Source organism: Nonomuraea soli, assembly GCF_013761175.1.
Taxonomy (GTDB): domain Bacteria; phylum Actinomycetota; class Actinomycetes; order Streptosporangiales; family Streptosporangiaceae; genus Nonomuraea; species Nonomuraea soli.
This window is the reverse complement of sequence record NZ_JACDUR010000005.1, coordinates 796,739-812,591: the sequence shown is the minus strand read 5'-3', so window position 1 is coordinate 812,591 and position 15,853 is coordinate 796,739. Positions and strand designations below refer to the sequence as shown.

The 15,853-nt window shown below is 70.2% G+C and carries 14 protein-coding genes and 1 riboswitch; of the genes, 7 read left to right on the top strand and 7 right to left on the bottom strand.

Annotated features, from left to right (window positions below; translation table 11 throughout):
* Positions 1-11: 11 nt before the first annotated feature.
* Positions 12-599: a dihydrofolate reductase family protein gene (locus HNR30_RS27005; RefSeq protein WP_181612799.1), complete on the bottom strand. Its 588-nt coding sequence runs from the start codon at positions 597-599 to the stop codon at positions 12-14.
* Positions 600-709: 110 nt separating this feature from the next.
* Positions 710-2,245: a D-alanyl-D-alanine carboxypeptidase/D-alanyl-D-alanine endopeptidase gene (gene dacB, locus HNR30_RS27000; RefSeq protein ID WP_181612798.1), complete on the bottom strand. Its 1,536-nt coding sequence runs from the start codon at positions 2,243-2,245 to the stop codon at positions 710-712.
* 129 nt (positions 2,246-2,374) lie between these two features.
* On the opposite strand from dacB, the gene HNR30_RS26995 reads away from it, so the two are divergent.
* Positions 2,375-3,664 carry an MFS transporter gene (locus HNR30_RS26995; RefSeq protein WP_181612797.1) on the top strand — a complete coding sequence of 430 codons (1,290 nt, stop codon included), beginning with the start codon at positions 2,375-2,377 and terminating at the stop codon, positions 3,662-3,664.
* On the opposite strand, the gene HNR30_RS26990 is transcribed toward HNR30_RS26995, so the two are convergent.
* The gene (locus tag HNR30_RS26990) at positions 3,633-4,190 is read right to left on the bottom strand and encodes an FHA domain-containing protein (protein ID WP_181612796.1); all 558 of its coding nucleotides are present in this window, start codon (positions 4,188-4,190) and stop codon (positions 3,633-3,635) included. The genes HNR30_RS26995 and HNR30_RS26990 overlap by 32 nt on opposite strands.
* 84 nt (positions 4,191-4,274) lie before the next feature.
* On the opposite strand from HNR30_RS26990, the gene HNR30_RS26985 reads away from it, so the two are divergent.
* From HNR30_RS26985 to HNR30_RS26975, 3 genes are read left to right on the top strand one after another with little or no spacing between them, the layout of a single operon-like run.
* Complete coding sequence (locus HNR30_RS26985; protein ID WP_181612795.1) at positions 4,275-4,772, top strand: PadR family transcriptional regulator; 498 nt, start codon at positions 4,275-4,277, stop codon at positions 4,770-4,772.
* Complete coding sequence (locus tag HNR30_RS26980; RefSeq protein WP_181612794.1) at positions 4,769-5,443, top strand: ABC transporter ATP-binding protein; 675 nt, start codon at positions 4,769-4,771, stop codon at positions 5,441-5,443. The genes HNR30_RS26985 and HNR30_RS26980 overlap by 4 nt, the downstream gene beginning before the upstream one ends.
* On the top strand, positions 5,440-8,001 hold the full coding sequence (locus tag HNR30_RS26975) for an ABC transporter permease (RefSeq protein ID WP_181612793.1): 2,562 nt from the start codon (positions 5,440-5,442) through the stop codon (positions 7,999-8,001). Before HNR30_RS26980 ends, HNR30_RS26975 begins: the two co-directional genes overlap by 4 nt.
* Before the next feature lie 6 nt (positions 8,002-8,007).
* Here the strand turns inward: HNR30_RS26975 and HNR30_RS26970 are convergent, their stop codons facing one another.
* Both HNR30_RS26970 and HNR30_RS26965 read right to left on the bottom strand, forming a co-directional pair.
* Positions 8,008-8,763 (bottom strand): class I SAM-dependent DNA methyltransferase, encoded by a 756-nt coding sequence (locus tag HNR30_RS26970; protein ID WP_181612792.1) that lies wholly within the window; start codon positions 8,761-8,763, stop codon positions 8,008-8,010.
* Between the two features lie 23 nt (positions 8,764-8,786).
* Entirely contained in the window at positions 8,787-9,650 is an 864-nt protein-coding gene (locus HNR30_RS26965; protein ID WP_181612791.1) for a hypothetical protein, read from the bottom strand.
* A gap of 226 nt (positions 9,651-9,876) precedes the next feature.
* On the opposite strand from HNR30_RS26965, the gene serA reads away from it, so the two are divergent.
* Positions 9,877-11,466: a phosphoglycerate dehydrogenase gene (gene serA, locus HNR30_RS26960; RefSeq protein WP_181612790.1), complete on the top strand. Its 1,590-nt coding sequence runs from the start codon at positions 9,877-9,879 to the stop codon at positions 11,464-11,466.
* Positions 11,467-11,900: 434 nt separating this feature from the next.
* Here serA and HNR30_RS26955 read toward each other — a convergent pair whose 3' ends face one another.
* Positions 11,901-12,713 carry a class I SAM-dependent methyltransferase gene (locus HNR30_RS26955; protein ID WP_181612789.1) on the bottom strand — a complete coding sequence of 271 codons (813 nt, stop codon included), beginning with the start codon at positions 12,711-12,713 and terminating at the stop codon, positions 11,901-11,903.
* Between the two features lie 25 nt (positions 12,714-12,738).
* The gene (locus HNR30_RS48205) at positions 12,739-13,305 is read right to left on the bottom strand and encodes a C40 family peptidase (protein WP_181612788.1); all 567 of its coding nucleotides are present in this window, start codon (positions 13,303-13,305) and stop codon (positions 12,739-12,741) included.
* Between the two features lie 30 nt (positions 13,306-13,335).
* Positions 13,336-13,482: riboswitch (cyclic di-AMP (ydaO/yuaA leader) on the bottom strand.
* Between the two features lie 99 nt (positions 13,483-13,581).
* Between HNR30_RS48205 and HNR30_RS26945 the strand changes: the two genes are divergently transcribed.
* Positions 13,582-14,613, top strand: a complete 1,032-nt coding sequence (locus tag HNR30_RS26945) for a 3-isopropylmalate dehydrogenase (RefSeq protein ID WP_181612787.1) — start codon at positions 13,582-13,584, stop codon at positions 14,611-14,613.
* Between the two features lie 120 nt (positions 14,614-14,733).
* A complete protein-coding gene (locus tag HNR30_RS26940) occupies positions 14,734-15,822 on the top strand; it encodes a branched-chain amino acid aminotransferase (RefSeq protein WP_181612786.1) in 1,089 nt (362 codons plus the stop codon).
* Positions 15,823-15,853: the final 31 nt, after the last annotated feature.

Here is a 15,853-nt window from a genome sequence, read left to right as displayed (position 1 = left end):
GGCAGGTCCCTTCAACGCGGCCGGTAGACCTGGATCATCACGCCCTTGGAGTCGACGCGCGAGTCGACCAGGTCGAGTGGCACGTCGGGGCCGGACCCGGCGAACAGGCGGGCACCCTGGCCGAGGACCACGGGCACCGTGAGCAGCGTGATCTCGTCGATCAGCCGGTTGCCGAGCAGCCAGCGGAACAGCTCGCCGCTGCCGTGCACCTGCAGCTCCCCGCCTGGCTTGGCCTTCAGCTCGCCGATGGCGGCGGCGAGGTCACCGGACAGGACGGTCGTGTCCGCCCAGCGAGGCTCGGTGAGCGTCGTGGACGCCACGTACTTGGGAGCCCGGCTCAGCGCCACGCCGATGGGGTGGGAGCGCCACGGCTCGGTCTCGCCCCAGGTGGAGGCGAAGATCTCGTAGGTCCGCCGGCCGAACAGGAAGGCCTCGGCGCGCTGGTAGGTCTGGGCGATGAGGGCGCGCGTGCCGTCGTCGCCCGCGCCCCTGGCCCAGCCGCCTCGGGTGAAGCCGGTTCTGCGGTCCTCGTCGGTGGTGCCGCCGTTTCCTTGCATGACGCCGTCGAGGGTCACCTGGGTCATGGTGGTCAGCTTCATGGGATGGATCCTCTGGGTGGGTGAGTGTTCATCCCTTCCACGAACGGCTCGCGCCGGATCCGACAGCGGGGGAGCGGGAAAAAGGCGCGCCCCCACTGTCGTCCGTCAGGTCAGCAGGGCAGCGGCTTGAGCCACGAGCACTCGAGGTCGGGGAACTCCTGCGTGCTCTCCCCGCCGCGCAGTTGCGCGCTCACGTTCGCCGCGTTCCGTGAGAACGTCGCCAGCCGTACGGCGATCTTGTCCTCGATGTCCTTCGGCGACGAGGACAGGTACTGGTTGAGCATGATCGAGAAGACCAGTGGCTCCCCGTCGGCGCTGGTCACGTATCCCGACAACGACGTCACTCCGGTCAGCGAACCCGTCTTGGCGTGCACGTTCCCGGCCGCCGCGGTTCCCCGCATCCGGCTGCGCAGGGTGCCTCCCACGAGCCGGTCGGGGTCGCCGGCGATGGGCAGCGACGCGTACCAGACCGGGTACCAGGGCTTGGACCGAACCGAGTACAGGAGCTGAGCGATCGACGAGGTCGTGATCCCGTCTCGACGCGACAGGCCGGAGCCGTCGCGCAGGTTGAGCACCTGCACCCCGTTGGCCTTGGCGAAGTCGCTGACCACCTTGAGTCCCGCCGTCCAGCTGCCCTGGCCGGAGACCTTGCGGCCCATCGCCTTGGTGAGGATCTCGGCGTGCATGTTGTTGCTCAGCTTCATGAACGGGACGAGCAGCTCGCTGAGGGGCATGGACTGGTGGGTCGCGAGCGACACGGCCGAGGCGGGGGCGGCGCCGGCGGTGGTGCGGCCGATCACGCGGACGCCGTGCTTGGCCAGGGCGTCGCGGAAGAGGGCGGCGGCGTACAGGGCCGGGTTCTCGACGGTCACCCACTCGGAGTACTCCTCGCTCACCGTGCCGGTGATGAGGACGGTGTTGGTGGAGTGCTGCCGCTCGATGACGACGTCCGTGGTGGTGCCGACGACGGCCCGGTTGTCGATCTTGAGGTAGTCGTTGGGCGGGGTGACGGAGACCTTGACCGAGTCGCCCGAGGGTGCGACGGAGACGATGGCGGTGCCGGCGTCGTAGTCGCGGTCGGGTGAGGCGGTCAGCGCGGAGATCTGGGCGGCGTAGTAGTAGGGCTCGTCGTCCCAGGCCCAGTCGTTGCCGAGCCGTACGGCGTCGAACCAGGTGTCGTCGGTGATCAGCCGGCCGGTGACGAGCTTGACGCCCTTGGCGGCCACAGCGGCGGCGAGGCTCGCGTAGTCCTCGCCGAGCATGGTGGGGTCGCCGGTGCCGCGCAGGACGAGGTCGCCGATGATCGAGCTGCCGACCTGGCGTCCGGCGCGCAGGGCGGAGGTCTCGAAGCGGTGGTCGAGGCCGAGGGTTTCGGCGGCGGCCGCGGAGGTGAAGAGCTTGGTGTTGGACGCGGGCGTCATGAGCTTGCCCTGGTCGTGGGCGTAGAGTTCCTCGCCGTTCACGGCGCTGCGCACGGTGACCGCGGAGCGGGCGATGGTGAGCCGGTTGTCGGCGAGGATCTGGTTGATGTCCGTGGTCAGGTCCGTGATGCCGGGCGAGGGGTCGACGGCGGTGGCGGGACTGGACGACCAGGCGAGCGTGGCGACGAGCGCGCCCGCGATGAGGGAGGCTGAGGTGCGCCGCATGGGGTCTCCAAGAGGGGACTGGGGGATCTCGATCGGATCATGAGGCGAAAACCCCGTCCTGCAATCCGCAAATATCCGTATATTCCAGGAGATCTACCGAACGAGCGGCCGCTCGGCTCTAATAGGGCAATGGTCCCCAGGAGTGTTCGGATCGGTTACGGCATCGGCTCCTTCTGCACGGGAACGTTCTCCACGGTCCCAGGCCTGCTGCTGCTCTTCTACATGACCAACCAGCTGGCCGTGCCGGCCTGGCTCGCCAGCTTCGTCGTGTTCCTGCCCAAGCTCTGGGACGTGCTGATCAACCCGTGGGTCGGGCAACGTTCCGACCGATCGGGCTCCAGACGCCCGTGGTTGCTACTCGGCGCGCTGACGCTGCCGATCGCGTTCGCGCTGATCTTCGCCGCGCCCGGCATGACCGGCACTCCCGCCGCGATCTACGTGGCCGTGCTCTACTTCCTGACCGCCACCGCCTACGCCTTCTTCGAGGTGCCGTACAAGGCGATGCCCGCCGAGATGACCGAGGACTACCACGAGCGGTCGAGCCTGCTCCAGTGGCGCATGATCTTCCTTGGCATCGCGATCCTGCTGTCGGGAGCGGTGGCCCAGCCGATCGCCGAGGCCTTCGGCTACCACGTGATGGGCGTGGCCGTCGGCGTGGTGCTGTTCGCGGCGATGCTGGGCACCTACTTCGGTACGGCCAAGGCCCCGGTCGTCACCCGCTCGGAGGCCGAGCCGTCCCTGGCCAGGCAGCTCGCGGTGGCCCGCACGAACAAGCACTTCCTGCTGCTCCTGGGCTTCAGCTGCTCCCAGATGTTCGCGGCCGGCGTCATGCTGGCGGGCGCGCCGTACTTCGCGACCTACACGCTCGGCGACTCGGGCGCAACGACGACCCTGTTCCTGTGCCTGGTCGGCCCGATCCTGCTCACCATGCCGCTGTGGGTGTGGCTGGCCAGGGTGCTCGACAAGAAGGGCGCGATGGTCCTGTCGTCGGCGCTGTTCATGGCGGGTGCGGCGGCCATGTCGCTCACCCCGGTCCTCGGCTCGGTCTACGCGCACGTGTGCGTGTTCTTCGTGGGCGTCGGCTACGCGGGCATCCAGTTGCTGCAGTTCTCGATGATGGCCGATGTGATCGTGCACGACGCCGCGACGAGCGGCAAGGCTCGCGCCGGGGTCTTCACGGGGCTCTGGACGGCCTGCGAGACCGTGGTGTTCGCCTTCGGCGCGACGGTGCTGGGCTGGGTGCTCGGCCTCAACGGCTTCGTGGAGTCGCAGCCGGGCACGAAGGTGGCCCAGCCGGGCTCGGCGATCCAGGCCGTGCTGCTGGGCGGCACGCTGCTGCCCGCGGTGTTCATCGGGGTGGCGATCGTGCTGACGCTGCGCTACCGGCTCACCGCGGCGGAGATGGTTGCCCGGAGCTGACGAGGAAGCCGCAGTCTCCGAAGGAGAGCTCGTCTCCCGCGCGCACCCGCGCCGGGCCGACGAGGCGCCAGCCGTTGAGCCGGGTGCCGTTGAGCGAGCCCAGGTCGTGGATCATCCAGCCGCCGTCGTCCTCGCGCCGCAGCTCCGCATGCACGCGTGAGACGGTCAGGTCGGACAGCACCAGGTCGCAGGCCGATCCCCGGCCCACGACGAACCGCACCCTGGTGTCGTCGGGCAACGCCAGGCGGGGCAGGCGCGGGCGCCGCCAGGCCGACTGCAGGCGGGTGAGGAACTCCGAGACCGAGCTGACGGCGTTGGTGACCCGCAGCCGGAAGGTGTCGCGCGGCGGTAAGTCCGCGACCAGGTCGTCGAGCTCGTGCACGTTCTGGGCGCGCAGGGCCATGTCGACGCGTCCGACGAAGGTTTCGGGGGACAGGCGTCCCTCGACGGCGCGGTCACGGAGCTCATCGATCGCGCGATCGCGCTCTCCATCTGATGCGCGATATGGAGGTTGCGTCGAGCCCATGCCCCAGAGTATCGGGCTGATTGACGGCCGATGTCCAGAAATCCCGCTTGTCTGGAGCATACTGGGTATGCATACTCAGTATTCATGTCCATCCGACACGGGCTGCTCGCCCTGCTGAGCCGAGGCCCGCGCTACGGCTACCAGCTGCGCGCGGAGTTCGAAGCGTGCACCGGGGCCACCTGGCCGCTCAACATCGGCCAGGTGTACACGACGCTGTCCCGTGCCGAACGCGACGGCCTGGTCGAGCCCGGCGAGACCGACGAACAGGGCCGGGTCGTCTACCGGATCACCGAGGCCGGCCGGGCGGAAGTGGGGCGATGGTTCGGCACCCCCGTCGCCCCGTCCGACCGGCCTCGGGACGAGCTGGTCATCAAACTCGCCATGGCGGTCGCCGCCCATCCCGACGCCCTCTCGGTGATCCAGGCGCAGCGCACCGCCACCATGCGCACGATGCAGGAGCTGACGAGGGCCAAACGCCAGGCCGACGGGGACCTGGCGCACCGGCTGGTGCTCGATTCGATGATCTTCCACGCCGAGGCCGAGCTTCGCTGGCTGGACCACTGCGAGAAGGGGCTGTCATGACGCTGTTAACACTGGAATCGGTGAGCCGGACCTACGGGGAGGTCAAGGCCCTCGACGGCGTCGACCTGACGGTCGCGGCCGGCGAGCTGGTCGCCGTGATGGGACCGTCGGGGTCGGGCAAGTCCACCCTGCTCAACCTGGCCGGCGGCCTGGACCGGCCGAGCTCGGGCACCGTCGCGGTCGCCGGCGAGGACCTCGCGCGGGTGCGCGACCTGGCGGCGCTGCGGCGGCGCAGCGTGGGCTACGTCTTCCAGGAACTCAACCTGATCCACTCGCTCACCGCCGTCGAGAACGTCATGCTGCCCCGCGAACTCGACGGCGTCGCCGCCCGGCAGGCCCGCCAGGAGGCCCTGGCCGTCCTGGACGAGGTGGGCCTGCGAGAACAAGCCGAGGCCTTCCCCGACGAGCTGTCGGGCGGCCAGCGCCAGCGGGTGGCGATCGCGCGTGCGCTGGTGGGCGAGCGGCGGCTGGTCCTGGCCGACGAGCCCACCGGCGCGCTCGACACGGCCACGGGCGACGAGATCCTGACCCTGCTCCGCGCTCGCGCGGACGCGGGAGCGGCGGTGCTGCTGGTCACGCACGAACCCCGCTACGCCGCCTGGGCCGACCGGGTGATCTTCCTGCGTGACGGCAGGATCGTCGACGCCTCCCTGCTGGAGAGCGCTCGATGAGAGCGGTCCTGCGTCTGGCCTGGCGGGACATCCGGCGCGCGAAGGGACGCTCGGCCCTGATCATGGCCATGATCGGGCTGCCCGTGCTGGTCGTCTCGGCGCTGCTCACCGGCTACGCCACCGTGCTGGTCTCCCCGCGCGAGGGCGTCGAGACGAGCATGGGCCGGGCGGACGCGATCGTGCGGCCCTCGTCCGTGCACGGACCGGTGGAGCAGCATCCCCTGTCGGCAATGGCCTTCCACCTCGGGCTCGGCAACCAGCCGCCCGAGCCGTGGCGGCCCGAGGAGGTGGCCGCGCTGCTGCCGCCCGGCCATCGTGCCCTGCCGTACCAGGTGGGGACGGCCGAGGTGCGGCTGCCCGGCGGGTTCGAGACCCTCGACGCGGTCGAGGTGGACCTGCGCGACCCGCTGACGGACGGGATGCGGACCCTGGTCGAGGGACGGCTGCCCGCCGCCGCGGGCGAGGTCGCGGTCACGGAGGCGGTCCTCGACCTCGGTGTACGGCTCGGCGACACGGTCCCCGTCACCCGGCACGCCCGCCCGGCCACCGTGGTGGGCGTCGTGGAGCACCCGCAGCGGCCGACCGCCGACGAGATCGTCTCCCTGCCGGGCCTGCTGCTGCTCCGCCCCCAGAAGGGAGAGGACCTCGGCTTCCTGGTCGACACTCCCGCGCCGGTGACGTGGCCGGAGGTCCAGCGGCTCAACCGGTCGGGGCTCGGCGTGCTCTCGCGGGCTGTGATCATGGACCCGCCGGACGAGACGTCGCGATCGGGCTACGCCCCCGGTTACGCGCTGGGGTCCGCGCTCGCCGTCTTCATGGTGGTCCTGGAGGTCGTGCTGCTGGCCGGGCCCGCCTTCACCGTGGGCCTGCGCAGACGCCGCGACGAGCTGGCCACGATCGCCGCCCAGGGCGCGTCGAAGCGACACCTGCGGATGATCGTCCTGGCCGACGGGCTGCTGCTCGGCGGGCTCGGCGCGATCGCGGGCGGCCTGCTGGGAGTGGTGCTGGCGCTCGTGGGCACGCCCTTCGTCGCCAGGCTTGGCACCCCGCTGGGCCCGCCCGAGGTGCCGTGGGCGCAGGTGCTCGCCGTGGTCGCACTGGGGCTGGTCAGCGGGGTGTGCGCCGCCATCGCGCCTGCCGTTCAGGTGGGCCGGGAGAGCCGATCCGCTCGCCGGAAGGCCGGCAAGCCGGTGCTGGGCGTGGTCCTGATCGGGCTGGGGCTGGCGGCGACCGTGCTCATCCTGCAGGGCGATGCGATATTCGGCTTCGGCTCCTGGGAGTGGCGGGCGCTGACCGACGTCCTGGTCGTCGCCGCCTCGGTCGTCGTGGTGCTGGGGGTCATCGCGCTGATGCCGTGGCTGGTGGTGCGGAGCGGGCGGGCCGCCAGGCGCCTGCCCATGGTGCTCCGGCTGCCGGTGCGCGACGCCTCCCGCCACCGGGTCCGCACGGCGTCGGCCGCTGCCGCGGTGATGGCCGTCACCGCGGCGGCGCTGGCGTTCGCCATCGGCTACCAGAGCAACCACAGGGGCAACCTGGCGAACTACCGGGCCGGTGCGCCGCTCGGGATGATGATGGTCAACGGCCAGCACGGGGTGACGACCTGGGAACGGGTACGCGCCGAGGCCGAGGCCCGGCTGCCGGGAGTGGGCCTCGTGCCCGGCATGGTGGCCCTCGACGCCGAGGACCGGGTGATCACCTTCAGCATGCCGCGCACGTGTTCCGCCGGGTGCAAGTCGTACGGCTGGCACGGCGAGGAACTGCCCATGGGCGACGCGGCACTGCTGCGGCTCTTCCAGGGCAGGGATGACCCCGCCGCGGCCGCCGCGCTGTCGGAGGGCAAGGCCGTGATCTTCGACTCGGGCGTGATCATCGACAACGGCACGATCACGCTGAACGGCTACTACCGCTACGACGCCATCCCCGATCCCGTGCGGGTGACCCTGCCCGCCGTCCGCGCCACCGCCGCCGACCCCGCTCAGGGCGGCGCGGTCCTGCCCGCTGCGGCGGTCGCCGCCGCCTCCGGGCTCAAGGTGGCCGAGGCGCGCCTGTACGGCATGCACGTGCCCGCCGACGAGTTGCGCCTGGAACGCGACCTCATGGCGGCGGGCAGCGCGGATCTCTTCGTGGAGCACGGCTACCCCGACCCCATGGCCGGACAGTTGTGGATTCTCTTCGGAAGCTCGCTGGTGGTCGTGCTCGGAGGCACGCTCATCGCCACCCGGCTGGCCGCCGCGGACTGGCGTCAGGAGCAGGCGACCATGGCCGCCATCGGCGCCGGGGCGGGGACGCACCGGGGCATGCTCGCCGGCCAGGCGGGGTTCATCGCGCTCCTCGGCTCGGTGGCGGGCATGTTCGTCGGCGGGGTCGCGGGAGCGGCGCTGGCGATCTCGCTCACCGCCAAGAGGAGTGGCTCTTTCGAACTGCCCGAGACCACGACCTTCGTGGTGCCGTGGGGATTCACGGTGGCGATGGTGCTCGGCCTGCCGCTGCTGGCGGCGCTGATCGCCGGGGTGTTCACCCGCAGGCCGCGACCGGCGCTCACCCGGCGGGCGACCTGAGCGCGCTCACGCCCGCCGCGTGACGCGGATCTTCGACTGCCGGTGCGGCAGCTTCTCCCAGTCGTCCATGAGGACCGCGTCGAGGCCATGAGCGTCCGCCAGGGCGATCAGCGTCTCGGCGCGGTAGTAAAAGTCCTCCCGCAGCACCTGGTGCTCCTCGCCCTCGGTCCTGTCGAAGGTGAAGTCGAACCATCCGCTCGGCTTCATCACCCTGGCCACGTGCGCGAAGCACTCCTCGATCACGTGCAGCGGCGAGTGCGAGAAGACGCTGTGCGCGTGCACGACGTCGAAGTGCTCGTCGGGCAGGAAGGCGAAGGTCAGGTCACGCACCGGCGTGAGGTGCGGCAGCTTGTCGCGCAGGCCGTGCTCCACGAGCGTGGCCTGGGCGGCGAAGAGGATGTCGGGCGAGATGTCGATCCCGTAGTAGTGGCCGGGCTTCAGGTGGTCGATGAACAACCGGCCCGCCCGCAGGTTGCCGCAGCCGATCTCCAGCATCGTGTGCTCCGGCAGCAGCCCGTGGCCCTTCAGGTAGTCGAACTGCATCCGCCCGAGCGCCAGCCAGCGCTTGTGCGTCTGCGAGCCCACGGCCGCCTCGGGGTTCCTGGCCGTGTCCGACTTCATGACGGCGCGGTAGTAGGCCACGTGGTCGCTGGTCCGGAGGCGGTACCAGGTGTCGCGGAGCAGCCGCCGCACGTGCGGGACGATACGGCCGGGATGCCGTACGGCGTAGCGGAGCTGGTGCAGGGGGCTGGTGCGCTTCACGCCTACCCCCTACCCCGGGCTCCTCAGTCGGTCACGTCGGCGCAGACGACGTGGGCGCCGATCTCGATCATCCGCCGCTCGCTGCGGGTGTCGGCCACCCGGGCCATCAGGATGGGAGCCTCGCTGGCCGCCAGCTGGGGCAGCCTGGCGCGGATCCCGCGATGGAGGTCGCGCACCACGTCCTCGGCCGCCGACATGTGCACCTTGACGTGCAGCATGATCCCCGGAGCCCCGGAGGCCGTGCGAGCCTCGGAGATCCACACGTGGTGCACCAGGGGGAAGTCGGCCAGCAGCGTGGCGATCCCCTTGCGCAGGGCGGGCAGGATCGGATGGGTGCAGCGCCGGTAGCCCGGGTCGACCTGTTGCATGGGGCCCGACAGGTGCGGACGGGGAGCGGGGATCCAGCTCTGCGGCGGCGAGGCGACCGGGGCGGCCAGGGCGAACGATCGCTCTGACGGCGGGGCGCTTCGCGACACCGTGGCCATGGCGCCGGTGGCGTAGGCCGCGGGAACGGCCCCCGACAGCGCGGGCATGGGCCCCGAGCGGATCGCGCGCAGGAAGCGCTGGAGGTCCTCGATGGGCACGGCTGCCGCAGCCGGGCCCGCAGCGTCGATCACGATCTCCCGCACACCGGTGACGCGCTGAATGTCGAGGATGGTGTCGGCGTCGCACGCCGACAGCGAATGGCTTCCGCGGTGTCGTGCGTAGGTGTCCGGCCCGGTGTATCCGAGCAGGACTCGGTCGCCGGCCTGGGTTGTTCCAAGCACGACGGAGCGGTCTGGTCGCACGGCCACCAGGACTCCACCGTCGGCGAGTGCGGACAGCAGGCGGTGCGGGTTGCCATGCTGACGCAGCACTTCGGCGAGGGCAGCGTTCCCGATGCTCATATGACGAACCATAGGTAGTCGGCCACGACTTATCAGGCTAATGGTGAAGAAAACTCCCGATCAAGACAAAGATGCTGTGAGCTTGAATGATCTTGTAAACCCCTGGGTAGTGCCCAGATCCTGGGACACTCGTGAACGCGTTCACAAGGCCGGATAGACTCTGGGGGATCCCACGGGGGCCCGTCGAAGTGCCCCTGATCACGCCCGCCCTTAAGGATCCGCACCTGTGAACAAGCCCGTCGTCCTGGTCGCAGAGGAGCTGTCGGAGGCCGGCCTTGCCGTCCTCGGCGCGGACTTCGAAGTCCGCCACACCGATGGCGCCGACCGCTCCCAGCTCCTGCCCGCTCTCGCCGACGTTGACGCGCTCATCGTCCGCTCCGCCACGCAGGTGGACGCCGAGGCCATCGCCGCCGCGCCGAAGCTGCGCGTGGTGGCCCGCGCGGGCGTCGGACTCGACAACGTCGACGTCGAGGCCGCCACCAAGGCCGGTGTGATGGTCGTCAACGCGCCGACCTCCAACATCACCAGCGCCGCCGAGCAGACCATCGCGCTCATCCTGGCCAGCGCCCGCAACACCGCCCAGGCCCACGCGGCCCTGAAGAACGGCGAGTGGAAGCGCTCCAAGTACACCGGTGTCGAGCTCGACGAGAAGGTCGTCGCCATCCTCGGCCTCGGCAAGATCGGCCAGCTGGTCGCGCAGCGCCTGCAGCCGTTCGGCGTCGAGCTGATCGCCTACGACCCCTACCTGCCGCCGGCCCGCGCCGCGCAGATGGGCGTGCGCCTGGTCAGCCTCGAGGAGGCCATCAGGACCGCCGACTTCATCACCGTGCACCTGCCCAAGTCGAAGGAGACCCTGGGCCTGCTCGGTGACAGGGAGCTGCACGAGGTCAAGCCGAGCGTGCGCATCATCAACGTCGCCCGCGGCGGCATCGTCGACGAGAACGCGCTCTACTCCGCGATCAAGGAGGGGCGCGTCGCCGGCGCCGGTCTCGACGTCTTCTCCAAGGAGCCGATGACCGAGCACCCGCTCTTCGAGCTCGACCAGGTCGTCGTCACCCCGCACCTGGGCGCCTCCACCCACGAGGCCCAGGAGAAGGCCGGCACCCAGGTGGCGCGCAGCGTCAAGCTCGCCCTCGCCGGTGAGTTCGTGCCCGACGCCGTCAACGTCCAGGGCGGCGCCGTCGCCGAGGACGTCAAGCCTGGCCTGCCGCTCGCCGAGAAGCTGGGCCGCGTCTTCACCGCCCTGGCCGGCGAGAGCGCGACCAAGCTCGACATCGAGGTGCGCGGCGAGATCGCCACGCAGGACGTGCGCGTGGTCGAGCTGGCCGCGCTCAAGGGTGTCTTCGCCGACGTGATCGAGGAGCAGGTCACCTACGTCAACGCCCCGCTCATCGCCAAGGAGCGCGGCCTGACCGTCGAGCTGGTCACCAGCGAGGAGAGCCCCGACTGGCGCAACGTCATCACGGTGCGCGGCGTCCTGGCCGACGGCCGCCAGGTCTCGGTCTCGGGCACGCTGTCCGGTCCCCGGCAGATCACCAAGATCGTCGAGGTCAACGGCTACCAGATGGAGATCGAGCCGACCGACCACCTGGCCTTCTTCGCCTACACCGACCGTCCCGGCATCGTGGGCGTGGTCGGCCGCATTCTGGGTGACCACTCGATCAACATCGCCTCGATGCAGGTGTCGCGCGACACCAAGGGCGGCAAGGCGCTCATCGCCCTCACCGTCGACTCGGCGCTTCCTGCCGAGGTGCTCGACCAGATCGTGAGCGAGATCGGCGCCGAGAGCGGACGCACGGTCGACCTGGCCGACTAGCCTTTCGCGACCTTGTACGGCCGGCGTCCCGCCAGGGGCGCCGGCCGTTCTGCTGTCTCACGATATGAGATAGTAGGACGTCCTACGAGACAGTCGGGTTATCCTTGCGGTAATGCGCCAGGTACTCGTACTTATTACCTGCCGCGGCGAGGCCTGTTAGGGCAGGTCGACGACTCGCCGCGGTGAGTGGCGTCGCGTCGGCCGGTCAGTCCCTTCTCCCCGCAGGATCCGCGATCCGGATCAGGGGAGCCCAGGCCCGGTTGGATTCGCGACCGGAGTCCGACATTCCCCAACCACGCCCGCGAACCGAGACGAGTCGCATCATGTACGAGATGTATTCCTGGAACGCGCCAGAAGAGACCGAGAACGAGGCGGTCGAGGCCGTTCAGCTGTCCCTGGACCGCCGCGACAACGGCGGCCGTCCCAGCGAGTGACTAGAACGCCAGCCGGTACATGACGGCCATGCGCCGCATGAACGGCAACATCCGGGCCACCCCCACCAGAGCCCGGTAGCGCAACCCCACCTGGTCGTAACCTCCGATGTCGAAGGCGCTCACCGCGTCGAGGCAGCGCAGCCGGGGGTGGACGGAGGTCAGCTCGGCGGCACCGTCCACGCCCCAGTGCAGCCTCGCCCCGGCGACCTGGACGGGCTTGTTCATCCTCTGCATCCTGATGCCGCGACGGCTGAAGGCGTCGAAGACGAGCTGCCCGCCGGGGAAGTGCTCCACGATGCGGCGCAACAGCTCGCGCCCCTCCTCCTCGCGGAGGTACATGGTCAGCCCCTCGGCGACCACGAGCACCGGCAGGTCCGCCGGCACCCGGTCGAGCCAGCCGGGAGGGGTGACCGACGTCGCGACGATCTCGTAGCCGGGACGGCCGGCGGGGTAGAGCTTGCGCCGCAGGTCGATGACGTCGGGATAGTCCACGTCGTACCACCGCACCCCGGAGCCGGGGCCGATGCGGAAGACGCGCGTGTCCATGCCGCAGCCCAGGTGCAGCACGGTGCACGAGGGGTGCGCGGCGAGGAACTCGCGCGTCCAGCCGTCGAAGTGGAGGCTGCGCAGCGCGACCGTGGCGGCGTCGCCGGGCTTCATGCCGACCTTGGAGAAATCGTGGTCGATCTTCCCGATGGCGTCGAGTGCCATGGTGTCGTGCAGGATCGAGCGGGGAGAGCCGGCGTCGACGGCCTTGCCGTACAGGGTGGCCAGCATGGTGGCCTGCGCGCCGGTCAGCCGGATCTTCTCCATGCCTCCACGATAGATCGGGAAGGGCTCACAGGCTCGCGGTGAGCATCGCGGGTGCGGGAGCGCGCCTCTGCTTGATCTGGGCCGCCCAGGCGGTGACGCCCTTGGGGTCGGGCCGTACGGCGCCCGCGAACGCCTGGCGGCGCCAGCCGCTGAGCCTCTCCTCCTTGACCACGTCGCCCGAGTGCGGCGCGTGCACCATGTAGCCGGGCCGGCTGATCATGCCGACGTGCCCGAGGCCGGAGAAGAAGACCATGTCGCCCGGCTTGAGGTCGTCCCAGGAGATCTTGCGATCGAAGGCGGAGTACTGCTCGGCCGCGGTGCGCGGCAGCTCGATGCCGGCGCTCTCGTAGGCCCGCAGCATCAGCCCCGAACAGTCGTAGCCGCTGGCGGAGGCGCCGCCCCACACGTACGGGGTGCCGCGCTCGGCCATGGCGAAGGCCAGGGCCTTCTTCCAGGCGGGCGGCTTGAGGGCCTTGTCGCGGATCTCCTTGATCCCGGCGCCGTCGAGCGTGAGGGTGACGGGCTTCTCGGGAGCGGAGGCGGAGGCGGGGGAGGCGGTGAGCACGAGGCCGAGTCCGAGGGGAGCGGACACGAGCAGGGCAAGGCGAATGGGGGACAGGGGATTGACCTTCCACGAGGCCGGCCGGGTTAGCTGACGGGCTCGGGCCTGGAAGCGCGGCCCTACGGCGGAAAGCGCCGATTCGCCCCGGGGGAGAATGGGTCCCCGGCTCCGCCACGGACGGCGCGGCGGATTTGGCAGGTCAGGACTCTAACGAAATGGTCAAAAGGGTGCAAATCAGACATTTACTCGTGTCCGAATCCTGAGATGTGTGTTCGTACGGCGAGACGGACCGGTAAAGTGCTCCGCATGACACGTTTGGCAGTGATCCCCGGAGACGGCATCGGCACCGAAGTCGTGGCCGAGGGGCTGAAGGTCCTGGAGGCTGTGGGCGTCAAGTTCGACACCCACCACTACGACCTCGGCGCCGCGCGCTACCACCGCACCGGCGAGACCCTGCCCGACTCCGTGCTCGAGGAACTGCGCGGCTTCGACGCCATCCTGCTCGGCGCTGTCGGCGACCCCAGCGTGCCCCCTGGCGTCCTGGAGCGCGACCTGCTGCTCAAGCTGCGATTCGAGCTCGACCACTACGTCAACCTGCGCCCGGTCAAGCTCTTCCCCGGCGTGAAGACCCCCATCGCCGACGCCGGACCCGACGACATCGACATGGTCGTCGTCCGCGAGGGCACCGAGTCGCTCTACGCGGGCGCCGGAGGCGTGCTGCGCAAGGGCACCCCGCACGAGGTCGCCACCCAGGAGTCGCTCAACACCGCCTTCGGCGTCGAGCGCGTCGTGCGCTACGCCTTCGACAAGGCCCAGTCGCGCCCGCGCAAGCACCTCACCCTGGTCCACAAGACCAACGTGCTCACCTTCGCCGGCGACCTGTGGGCCCGCACGGTCAAGCGCGTCGCCGCCGACTATCCCGAGGTCACCACCGACTACCAGCACGTCGACGCCGCGTCGATGTTCTTCGTGACCCACCCCTCGCGCTTCGACGTGATCGTCACCGACAACCTCTTCGGCGACATCATCACCGACATCGGCGCCGCCATCGCCGGCGGCATCGGCCTGGCCGCCAGCGGCAACGTCAACCCCGACCGCACCGCGCCGAGCATGTTCGAGCCGGTCCACGGCAGCGCCCCCGACATCGCCGGCCAGGGCAAGGCCGACCCGACCGCCACGATCCTGTCGGTCGCCATGCTCCTCGACCACCTCGGCCACGCCGCCGAGGCGGTCCGCGTCGAGCAGGCCGTCGCCGCCGACATCCTCGCCCGCACCCCCGGCCGCAGCACCAGCCGGATCGGCGACGACATCGCGACCCGAGTAGCCGGCGGCGCCTAGCCGCACGGCTGGGCGCCCTCCGCGCTCGGCCGCCCTCGAATGCCCGGTGGCTGGACAGCTGCCGGGTATTTCTTTTTACGTCCTAGTATTGGTCACGCAGTCGTTCATGAAGGGAATCCCATGACTCAGCTCAGCTTCGATGTGCAGCTCTCCGACCACGCGCGCACCGATGCGGAGCGCGAGCAGGTACTTTCCAGCCCCGGGTTCGGGCAGCACTTCACCGATCACATGATCTCGATCGACTACACCGAGGAGCTTGGCTGGCACAACGCGCGGCTCATGCCGTACGGCCCGCTGACCCTCGACCCGGCCACCTCGGTCTTCCACTACGGCCAGGAGCTCTTCGAGGGCCTCAAGGCCTACCGCCAGGTCAACGGCTCGATCGTGACGTTCAGGCCCTACGCCAACGCCGCCCGCTTCAACCTGTCGTGCCAGCGCATGGCCATGCCGGAGCTGCCCGAGGAGACCTTCGTCGAGGCGCTGGAGCTGCTCGTCCAGACCGACCGCGACTGGGTGCCCACCACCGAGGGCCACAGCCTCTACCTGCGGCCCTTCATCATCGCCACCCAGGTCGGGCTGGGCGTGAACTACCCCTCGCGCAGCTACAAGTTCATGGTGATCGCCTCGCCGGCCGCCTCCTACTTCACCGGCGGCCTCAAGCCGGTGTCGGTGTGGCTGTCCACGGAGTACACCCGCGCCGCCCCCGGCGGCACCGGCGCCGCCAAGTGCGGCGGCAACTACGCGGGCGCGTTCGTCGCCACCCGGCAGGCCGTCGAGCAGGGCTGCGACCAGGTGGTCTGGCTCGACTCGCACGAGCACCGCTACGTCGAAGAGATGGGCGGGATGAACCTGTTCTTCGTCTACGGCGACAAGCTGCTCACGCCCGCCCTCACCGGCACCCTGCTGCCCGGCATCACCCGCGACTCGATCCTCACCCTCGCCGCCGAGCTCGGCCTCGAGCCCGTCGAGGGACGGCTGTCCATCGAGGAGTGGCAGGCCGGCTGCGAGTCGGGAGAGCTCGGAGAGGTCTTCGCCTGCGGCACCGCCGCCGTCGTGACGCCTGTCGGCTTCGTCAAGGGCGCCGACCGCGCCTGGACCATCGGCGACGGCACCCCAGGGCCGGTGACCATGCGCGTGCGCGAGGAGCTCGTCGGCATTCAGTACGGCGGCCGCCCCGACCACCACGGGTGGATCCACAAGATCGGCTGACGATCGGGCGTGGCTGCGGCGAACACGGCCG

Coding starts and splice junctions, on each gene's coding strand:
- HNR30_RS26980 (WP_181612794.1), top strand. CDS start 4,769: ATGACGCTGTTAACACTGGAATCGGTGAGCCGGACCTACGGGGAGGTC.
- HNR30_RS27005 (WP_181612799.1), bottom strand. CDS start 599: ATGAAGCTGACCACCATGACCCAGGTGACCCTCGACGGCGTCATGCAA.
- HNR30_RS26955 (WP_181612789.1), bottom strand. CDS start 12,713: ATGGAGAAGATCCGGCTGACCGGCGCGCAGGCCACCATGCTGGCCACC.
- HNR30_RS26945 (WP_181612787.1), top strand. CDS start 13,582: ATGACACGTTTGGCAGTGATCCCCGGAGACGGCATCGGCACCGAAGTC.
- HNR30_RS26940 (WP_181612786.1), top strand. CDS start 14,734: ATGACTCAGCTCAGCTTCGATGTGCAGCTCTCCGACCACGCGCGCACC.
- HNR30_RS26975 (WP_181612793.1), top strand. CDS start 5,440: ATGAGAGCGGTCCTGCGTCTGGCCTGGCGGGACATCCGGCGCGCGAAG.
- HNR30_RS26965 (WP_181612791.1), bottom strand. CDS start 9,650: ATGAGCATCGGGAACGCTGCCCTCGCCGAAGTGCTGCGTCAGCATGGC.
- dacB (WP_181612798.1), bottom strand. CDS start 2,245: ATGCGGCGCACCTCAGCCTCCCTCATCGCGGGCGCGCTCGTCGCCACG.
- HNR30_RS26990 (WP_181612796.1), bottom strand. CDS start 4,190: ATGGGCTCGACGCAACCTCCATATCGCGCATCAGATGGAGAGCGCGAT.
- HNR30_RS26985 (WP_181612795.1), top strand. CDS start 4,275: ATGTCCATCCGACACGGGCTGCTCGCCCTGCTGAGCCGAGGCCCGCGC.
- HNR30_RS26995 (WP_181612797.1), top strand. CDS start 2,375: ATGGTCCCCAGGAGTGTTCGGATCGGTTACGGCATCGGCTCCTTCTGC.